General features: G+C 42.3%; 30 protein-coding genes and 2 pseudogenes. 17 read left to right on the top strand and 15 right to left on the bottom strand.

The window, feature by feature from the left end; all coding sequences use genetic code 11:
• Nucleotides 1–5 precede the first annotated feature (5 nt).
• On the bottom strand, nucleotides 6–899 hold the full coding sequence (mneP, locus tag M1D94_RS18300) for a manganese transporter MneP (protein ID WP_015252717.1): 894 nt from the start codon (nucleotides 897–899) through the stop codon (nucleotides 6–8).
• A 475-nt stretch (nucleotides 900–1,374) separates the two neighbouring features.
• Here mneP and M1D94_RS18295 point away from each other — a divergent pair, with 475 nt between their 5' ends.
• From M1D94_RS18295 to M1D94_RS18280, 4 genes are all read left to right on the top strand, one after another.
• Nucleotides 1,375–1,995: a nitroreductase family protein gene (locus tag M1D94_RS18295; protein WP_070548619.1), complete on the top strand. Its 621-nt coding sequence runs from the start codon at nucleotides 1,375–1,377 to the stop codon at nucleotides 1,993–1,995.
• Between the two features lie 14 nt (nucleotides 1,996–2,009).
• Complete coding sequence (locus M1D94_RS18290) at nucleotides 2,010–2,948, top strand: ring-cleaving dioxygenase (protein ID WP_014475945.1); 939 nt, start codon at nucleotides 2,010–2,012, stop codon at nucleotides 2,946–2,948.
• A 98-nt stretch (nucleotides 2,949–3,046) separates the two neighbouring features.
• Nucleotides 3,047–3,436, top strand: coding sequence for a DoxX family protein (locus tag M1D94_RS18285; protein WP_003234169.1), 390 nt, complete (start codon nucleotides 3,047–3,049; stop codon nucleotides 3,434–3,436).
• Nucleotides 3,437–3,621: 185 nt separating this feature from the next.
• Entirely contained in the window at nucleotides 3,622–3,960 is a 339-nt protein-coding gene (locus M1D94_RS18280) for a thioredoxin family protein (RefSeq protein ID WP_124048485.1), read from the top strand.
• 50 nt (nucleotides 3,961–4,010) lie between these two features.
• On the opposite strand, the gene M1D94_RS18275 is transcribed toward M1D94_RS18280, so the two are convergent.
• From M1D94_RS18275 to M1D94_RS18260, 4 genes and pseudogenes are all read right to left on the bottom strand, one after another.
• Nucleotides 4,011–4,247 (bottom strand): spore germination protein, encoded by a 237-nt coding sequence (locus M1D94_RS18275; protein ID WP_003244342.1) that lies wholly within the window; start codon nucleotides 4,245–4,247, stop codon nucleotides 4,011–4,013.
• A gap of 202 nt (nucleotides 4,248–4,449) precedes the next feature.
• Nucleotides 4,450–4,743: a hypothetical protein gene (locus M1D94_RS18270; RefSeq protein ID WP_041517676.1), complete on the bottom strand. Its 294-nt coding sequence runs from the start codon at nucleotides 4,741–4,743 to the stop codon at nucleotides 4,450–4,452.
• Between the two features lie 32 nt (nucleotides 4,744–4,775).
• Nucleotides 4,776–5,006, bottom strand: a complete 231-nt coding sequence (locus tag M1D94_RS18265) for a spore germination protein (RefSeq protein ID WP_070548621.1) — start codon at nucleotides 5,004–5,006, stop codon at nucleotides 4,776–4,778.
• A gap of 120 nt (nucleotides 5,007–5,126) precedes the next feature.
• Nucleotides 5,127–5,713 (bottom strand): annotated as a pseudogene (locus M1D94_RS18260) (DUF421 domain-containing protein).
• Between the two features lie 207 nt (nucleotides 5,714–5,920).
• On the opposite strand from M1D94_RS18260, the pseudogene M1D94_RS18255 reads away from it, so the two are divergent.
• Nucleotides 5,921–6,627, top strand: a pseudogene (locus M1D94_RS18255) (DUF421 domain-containing protein).
• A 14-nt stretch (nucleotides 6,628–6,641) separates the two neighbouring features.
• Here M1D94_RS18255 and cotP read toward each other — a convergent pair.
• The 3 genes from cotP to M1D94_RS18240 are packed head-to-tail and all read right to left on the bottom strand — an operon-like array spanning nucleotide 6,642 to nucleotide 7,614.
• Nucleotides 6,642–7,073 (bottom strand): spore coat protein CotP, encoded by a 432-nt coding sequence (gene cotP / locus M1D94_RS18250; RefSeq protein WP_101501900.1) that lies wholly within the window; start codon nucleotides 7,071–7,073, stop codon nucleotides 6,642–6,644.
• Nucleotides 7,074–7,085: 12 nt separating this feature from the next.
• Entirely contained in the window at nucleotides 7,086–7,328 is a 243-nt protein-coding gene (locus tag M1D94_RS18245; protein WP_014475957.1) for a spore germination protein, read from the bottom strand.
• Between the two features lie 13 nt (nucleotides 7,329–7,341).
• Nucleotides 7,342–7,614, bottom strand: a complete 273-nt coding sequence (locus M1D94_RS18240; protein ID WP_021481644.1) for a spore germination protein — start codon at nucleotides 7,612–7,614, stop codon at nucleotides 7,342–7,344.
• A gap of 347 nt (nucleotides 7,615–7,961) precedes the next feature.
• Between M1D94_RS18240 and M1D94_RS18235 the strand changes: the two genes are divergently transcribed.
• The 3 genes from M1D94_RS18235 to M1D94_RS18225 all read left to right on the top strand — a co-directional run bounded on the left by M1D94_RS18235 (nucleotide 7,962) and on the right by M1D94_RS18225 (nucleotide 9,538).
• Nucleotides 7,962–8,561: a TetR/AcrR family transcriptional regulator gene (locus M1D94_RS18235; protein WP_101501901.1), complete on the top strand. Its 600-nt coding sequence runs from the start codon at nucleotides 7,962–7,964 to the stop codon at nucleotides 8,559–8,561.
• Nucleotides 8,558–8,902: a DoxX family protein gene (locus M1D94_RS18230; RefSeq protein ID WP_124048484.1), complete on the top strand. Its 345-nt coding sequence runs from the start codon at nucleotides 8,558–8,560 to the stop codon at nucleotides 8,900–8,902. The genes M1D94_RS18235 and M1D94_RS18230 overlap by 4 nt, the downstream gene beginning before the upstream one ends.
• Before the next feature lie 162 nt (nucleotides 8,903–9,064).
• Nucleotides 9,065–9,538 (top strand): GNAT family N-acetyltransferase, encoded by a 474-nt coding sequence (locus tag M1D94_RS18225; RefSeq protein WP_167568886.1) that lies wholly within the window; start codon nucleotides 9,065–9,067, stop codon nucleotides 9,536–9,538.
• Nucleotides 9,539–9,698: 160 nt separating this feature from the next.
• Here the strand turns inward: M1D94_RS18225 and vmlR are convergent, their stop codons facing one another.
• The 3 genes from vmlR to dinB all read right to left on the bottom strand — a co-directional run bounded on the left by vmlR (nucleotide 9,699) and on the right by dinB (nucleotide 13,731).
• Complete coding sequence (gene vmlR, locus M1D94_RS18220; RefSeq protein ID WP_167568888.1) at nucleotides 9,699–11,345, bottom strand: ABC-F type ribosomal protection protein VmlR; 1,647 nt, start codon at nucleotides 11,343–11,345, stop codon at nucleotides 9,699–9,701.
• Between the two features lie 319 nt (nucleotides 11,346–11,664).
• Entirely contained in the window at nucleotides 11,665–13,041 is a 1,377-nt protein-coding gene (locus M1D94_RS18215) for an amino acid permease (protein WP_014475969.1), read from the bottom strand.
• A gap of 171 nt (nucleotides 13,042–13,212) precedes the next feature.
• Nucleotides 13,213–13,731, bottom strand: coding sequence for a damage-inducible protein DinB (gene dinB, locus M1D94_RS18210; protein WP_041351245.1), 519 nt, complete (start codon nucleotides 13,729–13,731; stop codon nucleotides 13,213–13,215).
• Between the two features lie 168 nt (nucleotides 13,732–13,899).
• Here dinB and M1D94_RS18205 point away from each other — a divergent pair, with 168 nt between their 5' ends.
• The 4 genes from M1D94_RS18205 to M1D94_RS18190 all read left to right on the top strand — a co-directional run bounded on the left by M1D94_RS18205 (nucleotide 13,900) and on the right by M1D94_RS18190 (nucleotide 18,514).
• Nucleotides 13,900–14,358, top strand: a complete 459-nt coding sequence (locus M1D94_RS18205) for a MarR family transcriptional regulator (protein ID WP_021481637.1) — start codon at nucleotides 13,900–13,902, stop codon at nucleotides 14,356–14,358.
• Entirely contained in the window at nucleotides 14,355–17,012 is a 2,658-nt protein-coding gene (locus M1D94_RS18200) for an MMPL family transporter (protein ID WP_456270301.1), read from the top strand. Before M1D94_RS18205 ends, M1D94_RS18200 begins: the two co-directional genes overlap by 4 nt.
• A gap of 138 nt (nucleotides 17,013–17,150) precedes the next feature.
• Nucleotides 17,151–17,753, top strand: a complete 603-nt coding sequence (locus tag M1D94_RS18195) for a TetR family transcriptional regulator (RefSeq protein WP_072173550.1) — start codon at nucleotides 17,151–17,153, stop codon at nucleotides 17,751–17,753.
• A gap of 20 nt (nucleotides 17,754–17,773) precedes the next feature.
• Nucleotides 17,774–18,514: an SDR family oxidoreductase gene (locus tag M1D94_RS18190; protein ID WP_072173549.1), complete on the top strand. Its 741-nt coding sequence runs from the start codon at nucleotides 17,774–17,776 to the stop codon at nucleotides 18,512–18,514.
• A gap of 37 nt (nucleotides 18,515–18,551) precedes the next feature.
• On the opposite strand, the gene M1D94_RS18185 is transcribed toward M1D94_RS18190, so the two are convergent.
• From M1D94_RS18185 to M1D94_RS18175, 3 genes are all read right to left on the bottom strand, one after another.
• Complete coding sequence (locus tag M1D94_RS18185; protein WP_003240607.1) at nucleotides 18,552–19,181, bottom strand: nitroreductase family protein; 630 nt, start codon at nucleotides 19,179–19,181, stop codon at nucleotides 18,552–18,554.
• Between the two features lie 15 nt (nucleotides 19,182–19,196).
• Nucleotides 19,197–19,691 carry a MarR family transcriptional regulator gene (locus M1D94_RS18180; RefSeq protein WP_072173548.1) on the bottom strand — a complete coding sequence of 165 codons (495 nt, stop codon included), beginning with the start codon at nucleotides 19,689–19,691 and terminating at the stop codon, nucleotides 19,197–19,199.
• An 84-nt stretch (nucleotides 19,692–19,775) separates the two neighbouring features.
• Nucleotides 19,776–20,333 (bottom strand): helix-turn-helix domain-containing protein, encoded by a 558-nt coding sequence (locus M1D94_RS18175; RefSeq protein WP_003225384.1) that lies wholly within the window; start codon nucleotides 20,331–20,333, stop codon nucleotides 19,776–19,778.
• A gap of 118 nt (nucleotides 20,334–20,451) precedes the next feature.
• Here M1D94_RS18175 and M1D94_RS18170 point away from each other — a divergent pair, with 118 nt between their 5' ends.
• From M1D94_RS18170 to M1D94_RS18155, 4 genes are read left to right on the top strand one after another with little or no spacing between them, the layout of a single operon-like run.
• Nucleotides 20,452–21,177 (top strand): AzlC family ABC transporter permease, encoded by a 726-nt coding sequence (locus tag M1D94_RS18170; RefSeq protein WP_072173547.1) that lies wholly within the window; start codon nucleotides 20,452–20,454, stop codon nucleotides 21,175–21,177.
• Nucleotides 21,174–21,497, top strand: a complete 324-nt coding sequence (locus tag M1D94_RS18165; RefSeq protein WP_019257616.1) for an AzlD domain-containing protein — start codon at nucleotides 21,174–21,176, stop codon at nucleotides 21,495–21,497. Before M1D94_RS18170 ends, M1D94_RS18165 begins: the two co-directional genes overlap by 4 nt.
• Nucleotides 21,488–21,661 carry a hypothetical protein gene (locus M1D94_RS18160; RefSeq protein WP_003240612.1) on the top strand — a complete coding sequence of 58 codons (174 nt, stop codon included), beginning with the start codon at nucleotides 21,488–21,490 and terminating at the stop codon, nucleotides 21,659–21,661. Before M1D94_RS18165 ends, M1D94_RS18160 begins: the two co-directional genes overlap by 10 nt.
• A 30-nt stretch (nucleotides 21,662–21,691) precedes the next feature.
• Complete coding sequence (locus M1D94_RS18155; protein WP_072173546.1) at nucleotides 21,692–22,900, top strand: MFS transporter; 1,209 nt, start codon at nucleotides 21,692–21,694, stop codon at nucleotides 22,898–22,900.
• A 38-nt stretch (nucleotides 22,901–22,938) separates the two neighbouring features.
• Here M1D94_RS18155 and M1D94_RS18150 read toward each other — a convergent pair whose 3' ends face one another.
• Nucleotides 22,939–23,676 carry a sulfite exporter TauE/SafE family protein gene (locus tag M1D94_RS18150; RefSeq protein ID WP_019257618.1) on the bottom strand — a complete coding sequence of 246 codons (738 nt, stop codon included), beginning with the start codon at nucleotides 23,674–23,676 and terminating at the stop codon, nucleotides 22,939–22,941.
• A 233-nt stretch (nucleotides 23,677–23,909) separates the two neighbouring features.
• Between M1D94_RS18150 and M1D94_RS18145 the strand changes: the two genes are divergently transcribed.
• The gene (locus M1D94_RS18145; RefSeq protein ID WP_072173545.1) at nucleotides 23,910–24,584 is read left to right on the top strand and encodes a GntR family transcriptional regulator; all 675 of its coding nucleotides are present in this window, start codon (nucleotides 23,910–23,912) and stop codon (nucleotides 24,582–24,584) included.
• The last annotated feature ends 52 nt before the right edge of the window (nucleotides 24,585–24,636 follow it).

Raw genomic sequence — 24,636 nt, 5'->3', positions numbered from 1 at the left:
GCTTTTCATTCTTCGAAATAAGGATTCACATGGATGAGCACTTCTTCTACATCTGAAAACTGTCTTTTGATTTCATTTCGAATTTCGCGGGCAATATCGTGTCCCTGCTTAATTGTCAAATCATGATCCAAAGATAAACGGACATCAAGCAATTTATAGTGGCCATGTTCTCGCGCGCGGATTCTATCAATTCGTTTTACTTGATCACATTGAAAAATAACAGCTTTATATTCCTCTATCAGCTCGGGATCAACACTCTTTTCCATGAGCACATCAACAGACGGCCTGATTAATTCCATTGAAATCTTAAAAATGAGGTAAGCAACGATTGCACTGGCAATGGCATCGGCGTACAACAGATAGGACCATCCGCGGGTGTTTCCGATGATAGCCAACAGGACGCCGATAAAAGCGGCAAGAGAGGCAACGATATCGCCTTTATGATCGTACGCAATCGCTATAATTGCTTTGCTGTTCCATTTTTCCCCTTGCTTTATAGAATAACGATATAAGATTTCCTTAGCCACGTACGAAATCAGAGCCGCAAACAATGCGCTGTATTGGGGAACGCTTGGCCCTTTAACAAAGGACAGAATCGCTTCTATGAGGATATAAACTGATACGATCACTAAGATAATTCCTACAATCGCCTCACTAATGACTTCAGCTTTTCCGTGACCAAAAGGATGGTCTTGATCGGGCGGTTTATTGGAAATGCCGATCACTGCCAAGACTGCAATCGAAGCAACGACATCTGCCGCGGAATGTATTCCGTCTGCAAACACGGCTTCACTATCGCCTACCAGCCCAAAAAAGACCTTTCCTGCCATTAAGATCAGATTGGCGATCAATGCAATCAAAGCAACTTTTCTGCTTATTTGTTCTCTTTCACTTGCCATTTTTTCCTCCTATAAAACTGCACAAAAAAATAGGAGTGCTCTATATACGCTCTCCGTATCCTTTCCTGTGTAATCACTTTGTTTATCATACCAATTCAATTTCGAGTGGGTCTATAGCAACGTTGTTTCCTGTTTACTAATAAATAAGGTGACAGAAAAAAAGTTGGAGCTATGCTAAAAGGTTATAAAGCAAACAAATGAGTTCTTATGTAACAACAGTGATGATTCGCTATTAAAATGCTGCCGTCAGTGAAAAATTCCCACTAATTTTCAAAAACCTATTGACATGAGAAGATCTGTATTTTACTATTATCTCATATTCAAGATATTTTAATTTGAGATATTTGGTCGAAAAGATCAGCGATCAAGCGCAACTCGAAGTGTTCAATCCGTTGTCATTTCTTTTACACAATATTCAATATGGATTTTTTATAATATAATATCTCGAATTCGAGATAAAAGGGAGTGTATCGTAATGGCTGAATTTATACAGTTAGTCAATGAAAGACGATCTGCAAGCAATTTTCTTTCAGGTCATCCAATCACAAAAGAAGACCTCAATGAAATGTTTGAATTGGTTGCATTGGCGCCATCGGCTTTTAATTTGCAGCATACAAAATATGTGGCGGTTCTAGATCCGGATATCAAAGAAAAGCTGAAGCAGGCCGCAAACGGACAATATAAAGTGGTTAGCTCATCTGCGGTTCTCTTGGTATTAGGGGATAAGCAGGCATATCAACAAGCGTCCGATATCTATGAAGGTTTAAAGGTATTGGGGATATTAAATAAGCAAGAGTATGACCACATGGTGCACGACACTGTTTCGTTTTATGAAAACAGGGGAGAACAATTTAAGAGAGATGAGGCGATAAGGAATGCTTCACTTTCTGCGATGATGTTTATGCTGAGTGCTAAGGAAAAAGGCTGGGATACCTGCCCGATGATCGGCTTTGATGCGGAAGCCGTAAAACGGATTTTGAACATAGACGCCCAATTTGAGGTTGTCATGATGATTACGATTGGAAAAGAAAAAACAGAGAGCAGAAGACCTCGCGGCTACCGGAAGCCTGTGAATGAGTTTGTTGAGTATATGTAAAGGAGCGGATAAAAATGGCTAAAAAAACGATGGGAATTCATCATATTACAGCGATTGTCGGTCACCCTCAAGAGAACACAGATTTCTACGCAGGAGTGCTTGGGCTTCGTTTGGTCAAGCAAACTGTCAATTTTGATGACCCAGGTACGTATCATCTTTATTTTGGGAATGAAGGCGGGAAGCCGGGAACAATCATTACCTTCTTTCCGTGGGCCGGAGCCCGCCAAGGCGTCATTGGAGACGGTCAAGTTGGTGTGACTTCGTATGTCGTGCCGAAAGGGGCTATGGCATTTTGGGAAAAGAGACTAGAAAAGTTCAACGTTCCATACACCAAAATCGAGCGCTTTGGGGAACAATATGTAGAATTTGATGATCCTCATGGACTGCACTTAGAAATCGTGGAAAGAGAAGAAGGAGAGGCTAATACGTGGACTTTCGGAGAAGTAACGCCCGATGTTGCCATTAAAGGTTTTGGGGGTGCAACCCTATTATCAGCGCAGCCTGACAAAACCGCTGACCTTTTAGAAAACATCATGGGGCTGGAGCGAGTCGGCAAAGAAGGAGACTTCGTTCGTTATCGTTCCGCCGGTGATATCGGAAATGTGATTGACCTTAAGTTAACGCCTATTGGCCGCGGGCAAATGGGGGCCGGAACGGTGCATCACATCGCTTGGCGGGCTAACGATGATGAAGATCAGTTAGATTGGCAAAGATATATTGCTTCCCACGGATATGGTGTAACTCCTGTTCGGGATAGAAACTACTTTAATGCCATTTACTTCAGGGAACATGGGGAAATCCTGTTTGAAATCGCAACTGATCCTCCAGGCTTTGCACATGATGAAACACAGGATACAATGGGCGAAAAACTGATGCTGCCTGTACAATATGAACCGCATCGCACACAAATTGAACAAGGGCTGCTGCCGTTTGAAGTAAGAGAGTTAGATTGATTTGACACATAAAAAATAAAGAAACATATATTCAATTGATGATTGCTGGATACTGTCAGCAAAGAATCAGATGAAATCAAAGATGAGGAGAGATACAAATGGAAGATGCAGGACTGTTGCTTATTCGTATAATGATTGGTGTAGTGTTTTTGTTTTATGGCACACAAAAATTATTCGGCTGGTTTGGCGGATACGGGATTAAAGGAACCGGACAATGGTTCGAATCAATTGGGGTGAAACCAGGAAACGTTGCGGCCGCTCTATCAGGTCTTGGGGAGTTAGTAAGCGGAATTCTATTTATTTTAGGCGTATTCCTCCCGCTTGGAGCTGCTATCATAACGATCATCATGTTAGGTGCTATCGTAAAAGTCCATGGAGCGAAAGGTTTTGCGAATGGCGCCGGAGGTTTTGAATATAACCTGGTGCTCATTGCAGTTTCCATAGGGGTTGCACTCATCGGTTCAGGAGCTTACGCTTTGCATTTTTAATACGAAAGTATGTAAGAACAGTTGCTGCTTGTCAGTAACTGTTCTTTTATTTTGACATTTTCGGCAAGCTTGCAGGTACTCTGCAAAGTAAAAAAGCGGATATAATAAATATAAATCTGTATAGTGAATGATACGTATTGATGAGCTTGGTTATGAAAGACAGACCTATTTGAAGGAGTAAATGGATGAAAGAGATGACAGAATTACATTCATTAGATTCTATAGAAAATTTTATCAAACAGCACAAATTCAGTTTTATTTATATATCAAGGCCTGCCTGTACAGTATGTCACGCAGTCCTGCCCCAGCTCAGAATAGTATTGGATCAGTTTCCAAACATCAAATTGGGGCATATCAATGCTGACGATGTAGCAGAGGTCGCCGGCAGATTTTCAGTTTTCACCGTTCCTGTGCTTCTTTTGTTCATTGATGGGACTGAGTTTCTAAGAGAAGCCCGTTTTGTTCATTTTGAACAGCTTGAACAAAAGCTGAAAAGGGTTTATCGATTATATGAAGGCGAATAAAGAAATAAGGCGAAAAAAGAACTCAAATGAGTTCTTTTTTTTGCATCAATTTATTCTTCACTAGGCGAAGAAGGGTTATCAACCTGCCCTTGATCACTTGTATCATTATCACAACTTGCTGAAATAATAATTGAATGAGAAGGAGAGTAATCTCCTAATGTGAAATTGACACCGTAATTTTTGCTGTTCGCAGTATGGCTGTTTTGCAAGTTTTGTCCGATATCTGTATTGGCGTTTTGTGTCATTCCATTTATCGTGAGATTTGAGATGTTGATTTGAGATCGCATGCTTCAAAAACTCCTTTCACTCAGAAGTAGCCGTCATAGAGGACGCTGGCAGTCTATTTACTTCTATTGTATTGCGTTTTTATATCATTGCATCAACATAATGGTAAAAATAATAGCGAGTGAATGAGTCTTTTGAAGATGATCAACCTATCAGCAGAAATAAAGCCGCCTGATAAAGAGGCGGCAGATCGTTATATGTCATCTATGAATTTGATGTATCGTTTTTCGTTTGCCTAAAGGATAGAATGGTCGTTTTTAATGATGAGTAGGAGCCTATAGCAGCGTAGCCATAAAACCAGCCCATAAATACGCCAGAAAAGAGGCTGTGTCGATGGCTTATGAAAACAGAAATGACAAGGCCTGTTATTAAGGCAACTGATGGTACAAAAGTTTTGGGGATTTTCAATAATATTTTGAGGATTTGGGTTATCAGTATGATGATTGGAACAGCTATCACAGCATCCCAAAAGTTTGTGTGAATAATTGGAAAATCCATACGGCACCTCATGAAGTGTTCATTTCTTATGTTTACGCTAAAAGCTTGGAAAGCAGTTCTTGGACCGCATTTGTAACATGTAGGGCTTGATTGGCGGAGCTTGTTTGGCTTAAAGCATTGGATTCAAAAACCAAACCTGTATTATTCCCTCCGGAACCATCTGTCTCTTTAGAAACAGAGAAAGGGCTGATGGAGAATGCAAAACCGTTATTAAAAATGCTGTTTCCGGATATCGAATGAATATATACTGGGAATTTCATCATTCATCTCTCCTCTCTGTTATGACTGTTTATACAATATGGTGTGTGAGCAGCAATTGCTTAAACAAAACGGCAAAAACATTCAGCGAGAGACAAAAACCTGCAAAATTCCACAAGTGCCTGTTAATGCAGTTTTTTTGGGATGTTTTTTTTATTCTTTTTACCAATTTCATCAAAAATATTCTGATTGCTAGACAAATGGGCTTGTCCGTCCTTATTTATGAAATCCGGGTGAATGAGTTTTTTCAGATCCCTGACTGTTAAGGGTTTGGCGTCATCAGTTAATTCTATTCCTAATTGCCCGTTTGCCTCTAATGTCGCAATTTTGACATCTTGTATAGCCGTAACGCCGTGAAGCCTTAGATGCATTTCAAGTTGATCAACTGTAAGTCTCATCTTCTTTAAGTTTTCGATATGAAGCTGTCCGTTTTCAATAACAACTTTTGCTTTTCCGGTCAACATCTTTTCAATGAAGTTCGATCTCATTTGGATCCATTCTATTACGATGAGTGTTATTGTGAAAATTGCCGCCGCAATTAATGTTTTGAAAAGGCTGTACTTGATGATTGGCTGCACGATAATAGTTCCGATTGAAATCATGACAACCGTTTGAGTTGAAGTCATTTGTGCGATTGATTTCATTCCTGAAACTCTCAGCAAAATGACTCCGGCTACAATGAGAACAAGAGAGATTCCCAAGTGAAATTCATGTTACCACCTGACCAATGATGAATTAGCTTTGTCATGGGACTGGCTTTCCTTCCGGGCAATCGCAATTTAATATATCCGAAAGGCAGTTTTTCATTCTGTCCTAAACCGAACAATATTTTTGGTATAGATGGATATATTAAGCCAAACAATGATAGCAGCAGGAGTTTTTTGGGCGAAACAATCTGGGAAGCGGGGAGCGCCATAAGATGATTGAACTTGAAGTTGTCATTAGAACGGTTGCTAGCTTTGGCTTGCTGTTAATCGCAGACGAATTTTAGGCAAACAGACAATCTCTCAAATGACGATTTTTGATTTTATTGCGGCGATCACACTAGGGGCGATTGCTGACGGATTAGCTTACAATACTTCAATAAAACCGCACAATATGGCCATTTCGTTTAGTATTTTTGTGCTAACCATTTTTCTAATTTCGTTTCTGTCGATAAAGAACAGGAAGCTGAGGAAATTTTTTGCCGGAGATCCAACAGTGCTGATTCAAAACGGGAAGATACTTGAATCAAATATGAGGAAAATGCGTTACACACTTGATTATTTAAATCAGCAATTACGGGAAAAAGAAATATTTAATATCGAAGAAGTTCTTTTTGCCATTCTTGAAACGAATGGTCAGCTGACTGTGTTAAGAAAACCGCAATTCCGGCATGTGACCAAACAGGATTTAATGATTGCGGTAAACCAAGAACACAGGCTTCCGATAGAGCTTATTATGGACGGAGAAATCATTGAGAATAATTTAAAGCAGAATCGTTTGACGGAATCCTGGCTTTTGGAGGAATTGCGAAAAAGAGACATAAAGGTGAAAGAGACCGTGTACGCAGTGCTGCTGGGTAATGGGGATATTTATGTGGATCAATATAAAGACCATATATCAGTCCCTATGGATAAGGAATGAAGGTACAATCAATCTTAAAGCCCCTTATTGAACGCAATGGTTTCAACTGGTCTTGGGTACGAAATGTGCAGAAGCCCGTTTAACAGCTGAATCTGTAACAAATGAGATTCAGTGGCCTCGGGAAGCTGAATGATTCGCTCAATTTCTCCGTAATACCGTTCACGCAGCACTTCCATTTCGGCTGGAAAAACAGGCGTGATCGTTCCTTTGATCAGCAGCTGGGTTTTAGATAGTAAGCGGATCGTTAATTCTTCCTCATACACACCGGGCATTTCCACAATGATAAAATTATCTTCTTCATCTTGATAAAAGTCGTAAACGAGCGTATAGGTGTTGGTATTAAAAAATTGTTCCGGGGCTTTATACTTGAGCACATTTGTCCAAAAGTCATTTTGCTTATATTCATTTGTAATCTCAAGCCACTTTCTCATTTTTTCGAGATCCATCTAGGATCCTCCTTAAATTTGGTTTGAAATCGGTGCAGAAGGGTTTCCAATTTGGTCTTGATCACTGATATCAGTATCGAGGTTCCCAGTATTTAAAAGAGAAGAAGAAGGCGAAAAATCCCCTAGAGAAAAGTTTGCCCCAAAGTATTTGCTGTTCGCTGTATGGCTGTTGTGTACGGTTGGACCGACATCAATATTTCCGTTTTGTGTGACGCCGTTCACCTTAATATTTGCGATGTTAATTTGGTATGGCATAGCGAAACTCCTTTTAATCTAAAATTGGCGGTACTGGAAGAGGAGGAGCATTCATATTGGTAGTATCAGAGTTTCCGAGTTCTGTCTGATCGTTGACATCAGGATCATTTAAGAAGTTTTCCATGATTGATTCTGCAGGTGATGTATCACCGAAAGAGGAGTTGATCCCTTGGGATTTATTATTTGCGGTATGGCTGTTATGCGCGGCTTCACCTATTGTAATTGAACCATTGCCCGAAATGCTGTTGATCTTTAAATAATATAGGTTGATTATTGTAGACGGCATCCCATCACACCCTTCCATCATTCTGTACAGTACATTATGCGTTGCTGCACCCAATTGTTCCTTGCATTTGCGGGCAAAACTCTATCTGGCCCTGGAGTGATGCTCATTAGAAAAAAGAATAAAGTTTGTCACAGCCTGAATTTCAATCTATTCAGCAAATACCTATCAGTGAATGAAAAGCCATTGATGTAATGAATTGATTCAGTTATTTGAAATACATGAGACCCTTTAATAAAGGAAGCTGGCAAACAGGATCAGTTTGAAATCATTGACAATGAAACTAATGCCATGAAATAATACTTGTGAGTAACATTACTTGCGAGTATTATTTTTGGGGGTGGTCCTCGTTGAAAAGTAAAAAAGGACGTAAAGGGGAAGAAAGCCGGAAACGGTTACTCAAAGCTGCCGCTAATGAATTTTCGATTCGGGGATTCCATGACGCGAAGGTAAGTGAAATTGTGAAAAAAGCTGGGTTCACGCAGCCTTCATTTTACCTGTACTTTCAAAGCAAAGAAGCCATCTTTGCCGAGTTAATAACCGATTTTCACTCTCGAGTCAGAAAGCTGACAGAGTCACTTCTTCTGGAAAACGGATTAAACACGGAGGATGTATCAAAACGGGTACTGCTAGTTGTAGAGACTGTTTTTCAATTTTTGGCTGAGGACAAGGATTTAACCAAGATCGGCTTTTTTCTCAACCCGGAAGCAAAACAAATGAAAAAAGACTTGGCGATGGTTTTGAAAGAGAACTTAGAAGCAGAACAGCGGCTTGGCTATTTTCACTCTGAACTGGATATGGAAACTGTCGCTGAGTGTTTGGTCGGCATGATTGAACATTTAACCGATTCATTTTTGTTAACCGGAATCAAAGATCCGGCAAGCCTCGCAGCAGAGGTTGTGAATCTTTTAATATACGGGATGCTTCCGAAAGGGAATGACGTAAGATGATATCTATTATTACGAAAGTCAGTTTGGCAGTTTTTATGCTTGCGGGAGGCATCATAAAGGTAAGCCGCGTTCCCTTTCAAGTTGAGCATTGGCGGCATTATCAATATCCATTATGGTTTCTGACTGTTACTGGCATTCTTGAAATAGCCGGGGCACTTGCTATGACAGCGGGAATTTGGAATCGGTATGCAACGATTGGAGCAGGTGTTCTGTTTGTCGTTCTCATGGCGGGAGCCATTCATGCGCATATGTTTCGAGCAAGACAATCGGTCATCATGGCGATACCAGCGATGATTTGTTTGATTGTTTCTATCATGATCATCATGGGGAGTTACACGTAAGCTTTTCACTAATGTTTAAGAACAAGCCCATTTGCAGGAAATCTCCTTTTCTTATCGAATAATTGAAAGTCCAGGAATTAACTGAATCAGTAAAATAGAGCTCCATTTCTGTGTTATTCGTCCGGCATCAGCTGGGCTTTTTTTATAAAGGAGGAATACAGGATGGCATTCACTTTGGAAGACATGACTGAGGAAGAGTTCGAAGCCTTTCGCGGGATGTCCGTGCAAAATTATGCGAAACAAAACACAACGTCAGGAACTTGGACGGAAAAAGAGGCATTTGAGAAATCGGAGCAGGCATATGAGAACATGATTCCGAATGGGCGAGACAGCAGCAATCATTATTTTTGGAACATCACAAATGACAAAGGAGAAAGAATGGGCTGGCTCTGGCTGTATGCTGATCCGTTTCATCCGCAAAAGGAAGCGTTTATCTATTCCTTTGGATTGTATGAAGCCTTTCGCGGAAAAGGACTTGCTCAATTGGCGCTTCAAACGCTTGATGAAAAAGCAAGAGAGCTTGGTGCGGAAAGGCTGGCCCTTCATGTGTTTGCACACAACGAGACAGCCGTCTATCTTTATCAGAAGATGGGCTATGCCATGACCAATATACGTATGCGAAAACAGCTATGCTGAAAAGTCGCTTACGTTACCCAAACACAAGATGCCTATCTGGAAGCAGTGGCAGGGTACTATAAGTCATCATTAGAAACATTAATGTCATTGGAAGGCTTGAACATATAAAGAAAAAGGACAACAGCTGTTGTCCTTTTCAATGCCGCTTGAACTTTCTCCCTCAGTCTTTTTTGTCTTGATGATCCAGCTCTTTTATTCGTTTCGTAAGCTCATTGAAAGCCTGATCAAGCTCCTTATACCCTTTATCATTTGGCATCATAAAACTGAGCTTTCCCAGCACTTCTTGTCTTTCTGTCTCCAGCTTTAATCGAAGCTCTTCCCGCTCATTTCTTTCTGAAGGAGCGGCGTCATTTAACTGCTTTTCGATGCCGTTGTTTGAGATGACGAGTTTACTGTTTGTTGTTTTTTCGAGAAAGTATCGGTCATGTGAAACCGCCAGCAATGTGCCGCTGTATTGTGACAGTGTTTCTTCCAGCTGTTCGCGTGACGGCAGGTCGAGATGGTTTGTCGGCTCATCTAAAATCAGCACGTCTTTTTCCTCCAGAATATAGGCCATCAGCTTGATCTTTACACGCTCACCCATACTCATATGCTTGATCGGTTCAGTCCATTGGGCGGCTGTAAAACCTAAGTGCCTCATCAGATTTTGAACGTGCCCCCTTGCTTTGAATGTTTCATTCTCAAATAACTCTTCCGGTGTTTGTTCTAAAGGCAAATCAAACACCTCCTGCGTTAAATAGCCGATGTTTGCGGACGGCGACACCCATACGCTTCCTCCTGCTGTTTCCTGTCCAAGAATGATATTCAGCAATGTCGTTTTTCCGCTGCCATTGGGGCCTATGATCGCAACCTTTTCGCCGTGCTGAATCGTAAAGTTTGCGTTTTTAAAGAGAGTCCTTTCTCCAAACGCTTTTGTTACATTCTGAACTTCTAAAAAACGTTTCCCTGTTTTGTGGGTTGTATCGATTGAAAAGCGGACTGTATATTCTGGGGTAACGGGTTCCGCCTTTGCTTTTTCCAGCTCTTTTTCAAGCCGCTTCTGTTTGGATTTTATCTGGGCATCCGTACGCTTCGCTTTTACCCGGTGATATTCTTTAAACCCTTCCTTTTTCGTCGATTGAGCATGGGCTTTTTCCGACCAAGAAGCGAGCTCATTCATTTGTGCTTCAATCCGTTCGACCATTTTTTGCTGCTTTTCATATTCACGCTGCTGGGTGAGTCTTTTCTTCTCCCGGAACTTCATATACCCGGAGTAATTCCCTTTGAATTCAATCAGCGTCTGATCCTCAAGCGACCATATTTTTGTTGCGGCTTCGTCTAAAAAATATCGATCGTGAGAAACGAGAATCACAGTGCCGCTATAATGTTTCAGCTGTTGGATGAGAAATTGCAAGCTTTTTTCATCAAGGTGGTTTGTCGGTTCATCTAACAGCAGCAGATCTGCATCCTCTGATAGTCCTTTCGCCAGCCGCGCTTTCAGTTTTTCACCGCCGCTTAACTGATGAAAATCACGAAGAGGCACATGCCATTTCTCCAGTAACTTCTTTTCGGCAGGTGTCTGATCCGCAAAGGAATACGCCGCGGTTTCCTGTTCAACCAAAGCCAGTTTTATATCCTTCCGAAGGATTTGACCCTGTGCAGGGGCTAAGTCATTGTGAATGAGGTGCAGCAACGTAGATTTCCCAGCGCCGTTTTTTCCGATAATCCCAATGATATCTCCTTGCTGAACACTGGCGTTTACATGTTTAAAAACAGTTTGATCCTTTACTTCATAGCTAACGTTTGTTAATGTTACGATCTCTTTCATCCATATCCCTCGCTTTAAAGGGAGAATAAAAAAATCCTCCCAAATGTGTTGGAAGGATTAGCCGTGCCTGTGCATGATCAAATAAGCTATTTTTTATAAATAGCAGTGTCGTATATATAGAAAATGGGCAGACTAATCCTATTTTTTGATTTGAAATATTGATTTCAAACGGTAAAAATAAGATTAGTTAATCATTGTCCACCCATCATCCCTTCTTGTTTTGATTACAAACACTATAGCATATCTTCAAATTCAAAAGCAAAGGTCATTTTCATCAAAAAAACCCCTGCTCTCATTTTTGAGGCAGGAGTTTCGAGTGTTATTGATGCTTCGCTTTTCTCACTTTATAAATCACAATCAGCAAAATAAACCAAACCGGTGTGACAAATAAGGAAACACGAGTGTCCTGTGCCAGTGCCAGCACAACCAGAACAAACGCCAGGAACGCAAGAATCAGGTAATTTGTAAACGGATAAAGCGGAAGCTTAAACTTGTTTGTTTTCGCTAATTCAGGTCTTGTTTTGCGGTATTTCATATGGCAGATGACCGTAATCCCCCAAATGTAGATAAAGCATACGGTTGAAATGCTTGTGATCAGGGTGAATACGCCTTCTGGCATGATGTAGTTTAACGTAACACCGATTAAAATCACGATAGCCGAAAAGAATAAAGCATTTCTAGGCACTTTACGCTGAGTCAGTTTCGCCATTGACTCAGGTGCATTGTGATCTTTCGCCAGGGAATAGACCATACGGCTTGTACTGAATACAGCGCTGTTGCATGCTGAAGCAGCGGATGTCAACACAACAAAGTTGATAATACTTGCAGCCCCGACGATGCCAACAGCGACAAATACTTGTACGAATGGGCTTTCGCTGGGATTGATGACATCCCAAGGATAGATGCTCATAATCACGAGAAGAGCCCCGATATAAAAAAGCAGCACACGGACAGGGATATTGTTGATCGCCTTAGGGATTACTTTTTCAGGGTTTTCTGTTTCACCGGCTGTAAGCCCGACAAGCTCAATGCCGACAAAAGCAAACACAACCATCTGGAACGAGAGGATAAACCCATGCATGCCATTCGGGAACAGGCCTCCGTGGCTCCAGAGATTTGTGAAGCTGGACACTCCTGAGCTTGTGGAAAAGCCTTTGAAAATCATCACAAGGCCAATGACGATTAACGCCAAAATGGCAATGACTTTAATCAAAGCAAACCAAAATTCTAATTCTCCAAAAAGCTTGACTGTCGCCAGGTTCATAATCAGTAAAATAATAAGAGCGATTAAGCCAGGCACCCATTGCGGCACACCCGGGAGCCAATATTGAGTGTAGAGCCCGACTGCTGTCAGATCAGCCATCGCAATGGAAATCCAGCAGAACCAATATGTCCAGCCGGTGATAAATGCTGCCATATCGCCTAGGTAGTCTTGTACAAAATCCACAAAAGAGTGATAGTTCAAGTTTGATAACAGCAATTCACCCAGCGATCTCATAATTAAGAAGCAAATGATCCCTGTGATCATATAAGCAAATAAAATCGAAGGTCCGGCAAAATGAATCGATTTGCCCGAGCCGAGAAATAAGCCTGTCCCAATGGCTCCGCCGATGGCGATGAGCTGGATATGCCTGTTTTTCAAGCCTCTCTGCAACGTTTGCTGATTTATATTGTCTTTCGTCATGTCGTCTGTCACTTTATGTGTTCCTCCATTGAAAATTGTTTATTGAGTCAGCAATCTATTTTTAATGATTATTATAACACTAAAATTTCTATCTTTTTTACTAAAAAAGGATTGATGAAAAGAATTTTAATGTGATTTGGACTATTTCCCGAAAAAAGCGGCTCCATTTAGGGAGCCGCTTTTTTATGCTTTTTCAGTTTTTTTCATAAACAGGTAGAGCCCGTAATCTGTCGGTGCGGATGCGTAGCCTGCCTGCCGCAGCATTGCTGTGATATTGCCGCGGTGGTATGTCCCGTGATTGACAACGTGGGGAAGAAGTTCGGAAACAGTTGTTTTCATGATTCCGCTTGAGGGATTTTGAATCTGGAGTGGCTTATTGAGCTGTTCTTTTTGCTGTAAAAATAGTATATAGCGCTCGGATAACCTCAGAAAAAGGTCTTCCATTTCCTCTATTTCTTTAGCCTCTGTCTGTTCTTTAAGCTGTTCAGCTAAAGCCAAAGCATCGCTCAAGTTTTTGCCGGAAAACACTTCAATCCAGCCGAGATCAGAAAGATAAACATGAGACAATACATGGGATATTGACGGAAACACGCTTTGAATTTCTTGATGGTATACCTCTTTTGGAAGCTCTTTTAACCGGTTGAATATTTGTTGATTGGCCCAGACGTTATATTCATACAATTTGAATGCAAAATCTGACATGTTAAAATTCCCCCTTTCGTGTGTATAGCTTCTATTATACACGAACGTGCGTTCTTATGTAGAGTGCTCGTGAATAAAATTTGTTGACATATATAGTTTAGGGGAATAAACTAATTGACATTGAACATAAAGTTTAGCGGGGTAAACTATAATGAGGAGGGGAAGATATTGAATGAACAAAAGCTATGTCAGGCGATAAACCTGTTTGTGGAAGTCCTGCTTGAAGGGACAGAATTTGTGCATCGTGAAATCAATCAGGATGTCTTCAAGCATATCTCAAGGGAACAGGCAGACCTGTTGAAAATTTTAAAAGTCAAGGGCCCAACATCTCCCGGCAGCCTGGCCATGTACCAAAATGTACATAAAAGCGCGATCTCTAACAGACTGAAAAAGCTGCTCGAAAAGGGATTGGTTCAATGGGGCGACTGTCCGGAAAAAAGTGATAGGCGCTCTAAGCTTATTAACATTACACCCAGTGGTGAACACATACTAGAAGAATTAGATTCTGCCATCTTTAACGCGCTCAAACCGCTGATCGATGATATAGATGAGGAACACTTACATTCCATCATCGAGATATTCACCATTTTAAAAAGCAAATTTAAAGGAGGAGATTCTGCCGAATGAGAGCAATCATCAAATTCAAGTGGGCAATTGCAGCCATAGTATTAGCACTTACCGTCGTTTTGAGTTTGTTTTCTCCGAACTTAACGGAGCTGGCCAATCAAAAGGGGCAGGCCCAGCTTCCCGCTGATGCTGTTTCAGAAAGGGCAAACGCCATTTTAAAACAAGCGGGAGAAGAAAATAATTCGATCAGTGTTGTCTTTACATTAGACAACGCTTTAAAGAAAGAAACAGAGAATCAGCTCCGGATAATGATCGATAAAATCAAAAAGATCGACGGTGTAGAAGAGGTAACATCTCCTCTGTCAGCGGAAAAAGAAGTCAAAGACCAGTTGATGTCGAAAGACAAGAAAACCGTTCTCATGCCTGTCACGATTACAGGTTCTGATAAAAAGGCGGAAAAAATTGCGGACGAGATTTATCAAATCGTTCCTGATGATTTGACGGCATATATTACGGGAGCTTCCCTTATCAACCAGGATTTCGCTCACAGCTCAGAGGAAGGGCTTAAGAAAACGGAAGTGATCACAGTCTGCCTGATCATCGGTTTACTGTTGATCGTGTTCCGATCTGTTGTGACGCCTTTTATCCCGATTGTGGTTGTCGGTTTTTCTTATCTGATCAGTCAATCCATACTGGGCATCCTTGTATACAATGTTGATTTTCCAATCTCGACGTTTACGCAAACCTTCTTAGTCGCGATCCTGTTCGGCATTGGAACAGATTACTGCATACTGCTTCTTACACGATTCCGTGAAGAATTGGCAAACGGGCATGATAAAAAAGAAGCGGCGCTTATCGCTTACCGCACAGGGGGAAAAACCTTATTTATCAGCGGATTCGCGGTATTAATCGGATTTTCCGCCTTAGGATTTGCGAAGTTTGCGATTTTCCAATCCGCAGTAGGGGTAGCCGTCGGTGTGGGAATTTTAATGATCATCCTCTACACACTGCTGCCATTATTTATGGTGACGCTGGGTGAAAAATTATTCTGGCCTTCTAAGAAAGTGCTGTCACACAGTGATAACAAACTATGGGCGTTTCTCGGCAGACACTCCGTTGCGCGTCCGTTTCTGTTCATTGTCATCACGGTGGTGATTACGCTTCCGTTCATCTTGACCTATGATGACCAGATTTTATTCGACTCAACTGCGGAAATCAGCAGCGATTATAAATCTATAAAAGCTCTCGAGGTCATTAAGGATGGATTCGGGGAAGGAAAAGCGTTCCCGATCAATGTTGTCGTAAAAGGAGACAAAGATCTTACAACAGCTGATACAATTCCCTATCTAGGAAATATCAGCAAAGCGATCGAGAAAGTTGATCATGTTGACTCTGTGATGACCATTACGCAGCCGACTGGTGAAAAAATCAAAGATTTATATATTGATAACCAGCTAGGATCGGTTTCAGACGGGCTGGATAAGACGGTAAAAGGGATTGCCGATGTCCAAAGCGGATTAACGGATATAGAAAACGGACTGAATCAAATGGCAGGGCAAACCGGCTCGGCCTCAAATGGAGGGTCTGGCGGTTCACTGGGCGATGCGGCAGATGGCTTGGGCAAAATCAATCAGCAGCTGCAGCTCGTGAGCAAACAGATTTCCCAAACCGGCAATACCGCACAGACCGTGCAGCAGCTTACGGCAATCAGCGGACAGCTTGGCCAGATTCAAACCGGTCTTGAACAAGCGAACCAGCAGCTCTCAGGCCAGCAGGCACAAGCCGGAACGCTGACAGAAAGTCTGAAGAAGCTGTCCGAAGGCGTGAGGAGCGCAAATCAGGGCCTGACGAAAGTCTCTGACGGTATTACAGCTTCCAGTGATATGTTAGAGGACATGAGCAAAAGTCCAACTGTAAGAGATACAGGCATATTCATTCCTGATCAAGTAATGAAGGACAAAGACTTTAAGAAGTCAATTGACCAGTATTCCTTTGCAGACGGCAAAGGTGTTCAATTAAGTGTCGTTCTGGATTCAAATCCTTACTCAGAACAAGCTATTGCGACAATAAACCAAATCAAAAAAGCTGTCGCAAACGAAGTTGACGGCACTCCTTTGGAGGATGCACAGATCGTATACGGCGGGGTCACGAGTATGAATGCGGACTTAAAGGAGCTGTCCACAACGGACTTCTCCAGAACAATGGTGATTATGATTATAGGCCTGTTTATAGTGTTAACCATTTTGTTCCGCTCAATGATCATGCCGATTTATATGATCGCGTCATTGCTGCTGACGTACTATACGTCGATATCCATAACAGAATTAATTTTTGTAAACGGCTTAGGAAACGCGGGTGTCAGCTGGGCAGTGCCATTCTTCAGCTTTGTCATCTTGATCGCGTTAGGGGTAGATTATTCGATCTTCTTGCTGGATCGATTTAAGGAAGAGGTGCACCTTGGCATTGAGCAAGGTGTCGTCAGGTCAATGAGCAAAATGGGATCTGTCATTATTACAGCTGCCATTATATTGGCCGGTACGTTCGCGGCGATGATGCCTTCAGGTGTCAATACACTGATGCAGGTGGCAAGTGTTATCATCATCGGGCTCTTGCTTTACGGCCTTGTCATACTTCCGCTCTTCATCCCGGCAATCATTGCGACCTTTGGCGAAGGCAACTGGTGGCCGTTCGGCAGGAAGAAAACAAAAGAATAACCAAGAGAAGAGTGATGAATAGTTCATCACTCTTTTTTTTATGACAAATGACAAAAATAAATATTTGTCATTTGTTTGCGGTTTTGCTAAGATGTCCTCAAGGAGGTGTCTCATGCGGCCCTGAAAAGCCGCAGCACTATGAACAGATCTTCAGAAGGTGACGTGTTAACCAAAAAACAAATACTGATAGCGACAGAAGAAACACTAAGGCGTTTTGGTGTCGCCAAAACATCAATCACAGATGTAGCGAAAGCATTACATGTAAGCCATGGAACGATCTACCGCCATTTCAAAAGCAAAAAAGAGATTCTGGAAGCGGCGACTGAAATGTGGCTGAATGAAAAGATCAGCGAGCCTCTTACCGCTGTATATGAGGATTCTTCTCTAAAAGGTGCTGCGCATGTAAAAGCTTATATCAAGAAATTGTTTGATCTAAAGCGGTATTATGCTTCAGAAGATGAAGAATTATTTGCCATGTATGCGAAAGTAACGGGTGAATGCTCTGAGATGGTCAACAAAAGTATTGTTCATATGGTCAAGCAATTGAGTGTTCTTTTGAATGACTGTGACACGAAATCAAATGATCATGAGGAGCTGGCACGAGGCATTTTTTACGCTACAGAACGTTTTCACCATCCCGCTCATGCGTACGAGTGGAAAAAAGATACGATTGAAGAGGAATTTGAAAGTGTTTGGTCATTGCTTGAAAATGGTTTTTTAGCTTTCACGGAAAAATCGTAATCAATCGGAGAGTGACATACATGGAACAGGTAAAAGGAAAAACAGCGATTGTAACTGGAGCTTCAAGGGGAATCGGTCGTGCAATTGCCGAACAGCTGGCTGATCTCGGCATCAAAGTAGCAGTCAATTATTCAAGCAGCCCGGAAAAAGCGGAAGAGGTTGTGGAAGGCATCAAGAAAAAGGGCGGAGAAGCTGTAGCCATCCAAGCCGATCTCAGCCGGGTAGCCGGCGTCGAGTCGTTATTTACAAAAACCATCGAGGCCTTTGGAAAAGTAGATATTCTCATCAACAATGCGGGCGTCAATATTTATCAGCCAATCGAAAAAGTAACAGAGGAAGACTTCGACAAGCAGTTTAATCTCAATGTAAAAGGAACGTTTTTCGCCTGCCAGCAAGCGATGAAATACATGGAGGAGAAGGGGAGAATCATCAACTTCTCGACATCCGTCGTCGGTCAAATGTTTCCGACGTACAGCGTGTATGCGGGAACAAAAGGTGCTGTTGAGCAATTCACCCGCCAGCTTGCAAAAGAATTAGCAGTAAAGCAAATCACTATTAACGCGGTTGCGCCGGGGCCGGTGAACACTGAGCTGTTTACTGTAGGCAAAACCGAGCAGCAAATTGAAGGTTTGAAAAAGACCATCGCACTCGGCCGTATTGGTGAACCCGAAGATATTGCAAATGTCATCGAGTTCCTTGTAAGTGAAAAATCACAATGGATCACAGGCCAGACGATCCGCGTGAACGGCGGCTTTATTTAAAACAAAGAGCCCGGAAAATATTCCTGGGCTCTTTGTTTTATTTCCATTCTGCAATTGTATCAATCGGCAGACGGTAGGAAGCATAGCCTTCGTCTGCTGCTTTTCCGATAGAAAGAAGCATAACCGGTACATAACGTTCTTTATCTAATCCAAAGGTTTCCGCTATGTTTTCTTTATCGTATCCGCCGATCGGGTTTGTATCGTAGCCGTGTGCGCGTGCAGTCAGCATTAGCTGCATCGAAACGAGGCCTCCGTCAATCAGAATCGTTTCGCGGTTCACCTGTGCAGGAAGCTTTTCAAAATGAGCGGTCAGCGCAGCGATTTGTCTGTCTTTGACCTCCTGCGGCATGTAACCGAGTTCCACAGCTTTTGAATAGATTTCTTCTAAGTAGTCTGCATTGTTCATGTCTGCAAATACAGCAATGACAGCCGATGATGTTGTGACTTGTGTTTGGTTAAAGCTTGCAAGCGGTGCGAGCTTTTCTTTTCCTTCCGGGCTGTCAATGACGAGAAAACGCCATGGCTGCGCGTTAACAGAAGATGGCGCAGTTGTTGCTTCCTCTAAGATTTCTGTCATCTCTTCTTTAGTGATTTTTACTGTCGGATCATAGTTGCGAATGGAACGGCGTCCTTTCATAATCTCCATAAAATCATTTGTTTTGATCATGTTGATACACTCCTCTTATGCTTCAATATTGTCTATGTTGTTCCGCATGCGCGCCAGCACATCAATGAGCAGGCGGCGCTCTTCTGTACTTACATTTGCGAGCATTCCCTTCATGAAACGCTCCTTTTCTTTCTTAGAAGACTCGATTCGCTCTCTTCCCTGGTCTGTTAACCGAACAAGGGTGATGCGATTGTCCTCAGGCTTGCGCCGTCTTGATACCATGCCTTTGGCTTCCAGCTGTTTTAGGTGTCTAGTGACGGCTGCGCTGTCTATATTTACTTTCTTTTGAAGGTCGCTTTGACTGATCTCATCTGCATGATAAAGCAATGTCAGCAATTCCAAACGAGATTGGCTGATGCCCGTGCATGCCTCGAACTTCATGCCAATCACCTTGTTCACGCCTTGCAGCTGATATAAAATCTCGGCTTCCTCTGAACAAAATGATGCCAAAACCCATCCCTTCTTTCTTGTCAAAACTATTAATTGATATATCAATGATTGACACGTCAATTAATATACAACGAATGATTTCATCTTGCAAGCCATTTGCACATATGAAAAACCTCCCAGCGATTTAAGCTGAGAGGTTGTTTGTCACCCTTGCGGCTCAGGATAAAACATCAGCAGAAAAAAACTGGCCGTTTCTTCAGATGAATTGATGTAGCTGTGCGGGGTTGACCCTGTAAACTGCAAGGCGTCTCCGGAAGCGAGCATATGCTCCTGACCCTGCAGAATGACTGTTAATTCGCCTTCTTTAATTAAAATATATTCTTCTCCTAAATGTGTTTTTGCTTCATGTATACATCCAGGTTTCAGATCAACAACGTAAATTTCAAACTTTGTTTCAGGATTGTACGGGAAAAAAGGGTAGACGCTGTAGTTTTCTTCATTATCTGTAACAGGTTCGATATCCTGCAGGTTGATTTTTCTAACTTTTGGTTTGTCTTCTTTTAGAAATACAGAAAAGGATACTTGAAGCCCGTTTGCGATCTTCCATAGCGTGGTGACAGTCGGGGTTGATTTCCCTTTTTCGATTTGTCCGAGCATCGCTTTGCTGACACCCGTTAATTCAGAAACTTGATCAAGGGTCAGGTTTCTGTTTTTTCTAAGTTTGACTAGATTCATTGCGATAATGGCTTGGATATCATCCATACATGTATCTCCTTACGTCCATATTCGCTTTATTATAACATATGGAAGTCTGTTATCACATTCTATTGTCAGTTATAACGTACGTGTGTATAATATGTTAGACGAGGAGGAGAACAGAATGATATCTGAAAAAGAAATGACTCATGCAAAAACTGACGAGCCAACATTCCTGCAGGGATTTCAAGATTGTGTTCCGACGCTGGTCGGTTACATCAGTGTAGGCTTGGCTCTCGGAATCGTGGGGGTTGCGTCGCATTTAAGCGTAATGGAAATTGTGTTAATGTCAGGATTGGTTTTTGCAGGCGGCGCCCAGTTCATTATGTGTGCGTTGTTAGCGGCGAACAGCCCAATGTCAGCCATTATTCTGACAACGTTTATTGTGAATTTGCGGAATTTTCTACTAAGTGCCGCGCTTGCTCCTCATTTTTCAAAGTATTCACTGGCGAAAAATGTAGGGATCGGCATGATGGTAACAGATGAATCGTTCGGTGTTGCTTCAAATAAGATTGTTAAAAAAGAGCCGATTAACGACCGCTGGATGTTCGGTTTAAATCTTACTGCGTATGCATGCTGGGTGCTTTCCTGTGTGGCAGGTGCTGTTTTTGGCAAGTGGATTACCGATCCGGAATCGTTCGGACTTGATTTTGCGGTGACGGCTATGTTTTTAGCGCTGCTGGTTCTTCAACTGGAACATGTTGTGCCGGCGAAGCTTACACATTATGTATCTCTCATTATCTATATGGTGATTGCCATGGTTGTTTTTTCTTTCTTTATGCCGTCTCATCTTGCTGTCATCATATCAACGGTCATCGTAGCAACAATCGGGGTGGTGACTGATAAATGAGTGTCAATACATACATCTTGATGGTGATTATCGGCTGTGCGCTGGTCACGATGATTCCCCGCGTCATTCCCTTTTTAGTTGTTCGGAATATCACTTTGCCGGAGCCCGTGCTCAAGTGGCTATCCTATGTACCGGTGTGTATATTGACAGCACTTGTCGTAAAGGATTGTATGATTCAGTCAAATGATTCTCTTCAATTGAATTGGCCTGTAGCCGTCATCCTGATCCCGACTCTCTTGATTGCGATGAAAACGAAAAGTTTATCCATTACTGTGATCAGCGGTGTTCTTCTTATGGCGGGTTTGCGGTTATGGGCATAGAACAGAGCTATATCGGAACTCAAAAGATCAGGGCAGCAGATCCTGATCTTTTTGTGTCTTTCGTTCAAGCTTTAAGCGGCTTTCACAGACTGAAAGTTATGATACAATATACAAATGTTTTACAGCTTCAATCCATCGTTGGAGTTGACATCCATTTTATATAAGGGACTAGGTTGAAGGGAAGGTTTGATAACATGCTGCACAATCCAACTGGAAAAGAACGCTTGGCATTGGCGTTTCTGCTCGGCATGCTTGCTATATTGGGCCCGCTTAATATAGATATGTATTTGCCGAGTTTTCCTGAAATCGCGGATGATTTATCAGCAAGTGCTTCACTTGTACAGTTAAGTTTAACAGCCTGTCTGGTCGGGCTTACCATCGGCCAGCTGATTGTCGGGCCGGTCAGTGATGCGCAGGGAAGACGGAAACCGCTATTAATCTGTATATTTTTATTTGCATTATCTTCTCTGTTTTGTGCGCTATCGCCCAACATTACAACATTAGTGGCTGCGCGTTTTTTACAGGGGTTTACCGCTTCCGCAGGGCTTGTGCTGTCTCGGGCCATCGTTCGCGATGTATTTACCGGCAGAGAGCTTTCTAAATTTTTCTCGCTGTTAATGGTCATTACAGCTGTTGCGCCAATGGTTGCGCCTATGACAGGCGGTGCTATTTTGCTTTTGCCGTTTGCAACGTGGCATACGATTTTTCACGTGTTAATGATTATCGGATTTTTACTTGTTCTTCTGATTGCATTGAGATTAAAAGAAACGTTGCCGCCAGAAAAACGGATTCCAAGCTCAATCGGCACATCTGTTAAAACGATGGGCAGCCTGCTGAAGGATCGATCCTTTATGGGGTACGCGTTAACTGTCGGATTTATTCACGGGGGAAGCTTTGCTTATGTATCTGGTACACCATTTGTATACCAGGATATCTATGGGGTGTCTCCGCAAGTGTTTAGCATTCTTTTCGGCATTAACGGCCTGGCAATTATATCGGGCAGTTTTATTATCGGGCGCTTTGGCGGAATCATTCATGAAAAGAACTTGCTTCGCATGGCGGTCATTACGGCTATGATTGCGACTGCTGTGCTTTTGAGCATGACCATGATCCACGGCCCTCTTGCCACATTAGTCATATCCATTTTCATTTACATGATTACAATCGGCATGGTTCTGACCAGCACGTTTACGCTGGCCATGGAGAAGCAGGGGCATCGTGCCGGAAGTGCAAGTGCGCTGCTAGGAATGCTTCCGCTGCTCCTCGGTTCGATCGTGTCGCCGCTTGTGGGCATTAATGAGACAACAGCCATCCCGATGGGAGCGATCATGTTTGTGACAGCTGTCATCGGCTCGCTGGCGTTTTTTGGATTAACGAAAGAACGAGCAGAGCAGAACCAATAAATAAAAAACCTGACAATATGTCAGGTTTTTTTGTCTTATTAGAATAACAACAGCAGGCCCGCGATCGCCGGGGTCAAAAAGATGGCCGATTTCAGGACCACCTTTGGCATAAGGTTGGTGAATTTCGCGCCTACATAGGCACCGCACATTGTGCCGACCAGAACCTTGATCAGCAATACATAATCAACAAATCCTTCTGTGATATATCCGATGCCTCCTCCTACCGCGAGAGGGATGATTACAAGCATCGTCGTTCCGACAGAATGGCGGATGGACAGGTTCAGCATAATCATTAAACCGATTTGAATAAAAGGCGCTGACCCGATGCCGAATGTGCCGGAAAGAACGCCGGCTACAATTCCTAAGATGACCGCTCTCGTATATGTTGAAAGAGTACTTTGATTCACTTGTGCCTTCTCTTTTAAAAGAAACAATCTGATTAAAATGAGAATCGCTGATAAAAATAACATCCCAGCCGTCAAGTAATGAAGCAAATCAGCCGGAATGAAAGATGTCAGCTTGGCGCCGAAAAATGAGCCGACCGCAGCAAAGCAGCCGACTGTTAAGCCGATCTTCATTTGAATGTTCCCTTCACGATAGTGGCTGTACGCCCCTGATAAACTGGTGAAAGCCATCCCGGCGAGGGAAGTGCCTAAAGCCGTATGAATCGGGACGTGGAAGAGAAGAGTTAAAAGTGCAATAACAAAGCCTGCTCCCCCGGCACCAATAAAGCCTAAAATAATACCGAGAAGAAACATAACAAAAATGATGAGCATATTTTTTCCTCCATTGAAAAGATCAAATAAAATAAGTGCGCTATTCTGGCGGAGGTATGGTGTCCTATTGGCGATGAAAAACAGTTGCCAGTAGTCCGTCGACCGTCGTTCAGCAAACATATCGTACCTCAAATTTTGAGATCTGACAAGGCAGTTTGTTGCTTCCCTTTACCATCTGTTATATGATTTTGATGAAGAAAAGCCCCTGAATATATTCAAAAGAGGTATTATATATGGACGATTTTAAATTAGCCAAGCCGACTCCTTACTACCTGCAATTTTATAACCAGCTGAAAAAAATGATTTTCAACGGGACTTTTAAGCCGGGGGAACGGATAAACGAAACACAGCTGGCGAAAAGCTTTGGCGTCAGCCGCTCTCCGATAAGGGAAGCCATGCGGCTGCTTGAGAAAGACGGGTTGTTAAAAGCAGATGACCGAAATGGATTTTCTATCACGTCGTTAACGGCAAAAGATGTAGATGAGATTTATAAAATCAGAATTCCGCTGGAGCAGCTGGCAGTCGAGTTAGTCATAGACGAAGCGAATGAGGAAGAGCTTGCCATACTTGAAAAACAGCTTGAAGAAACAGAAAAAGCCATTCACAACGGAACGGAAGATACGGAAATTATCAGTTTAAACCAAAAATTTCATGAGCTGCTTGTCGATTTTAGCCATAACAGACATTTGAAAAATTTGCTAGAGCATGTAAATGATCTGATTCACTTTTGCAGAATCCTTAATTATACTGGTGACCACCGTGCAGAAACGATCCTGAGTGAACACCGCAAGATATTTGAAGAAGTGAAAAAGAAAAACAAAGAAGCAGCCAAACAGTATGTGATGGCTCATTTCAATCATGACTGTGAGCATTTGAAGCGTGTGCTTGAAGAAGGAAAAGAGAATTGATATGCGTGATCCGGAACCAAGGGGGAGCTGACCCCTTGGTATTTTTTATGTG

The organism is Bacillus sp. JZ109 (genome assembly GCF_053903135.1).
Note: the sequence above shows the minus strand (reverse complement) of the source record. Positions and strands in the feature narration are given on the sequence as shown.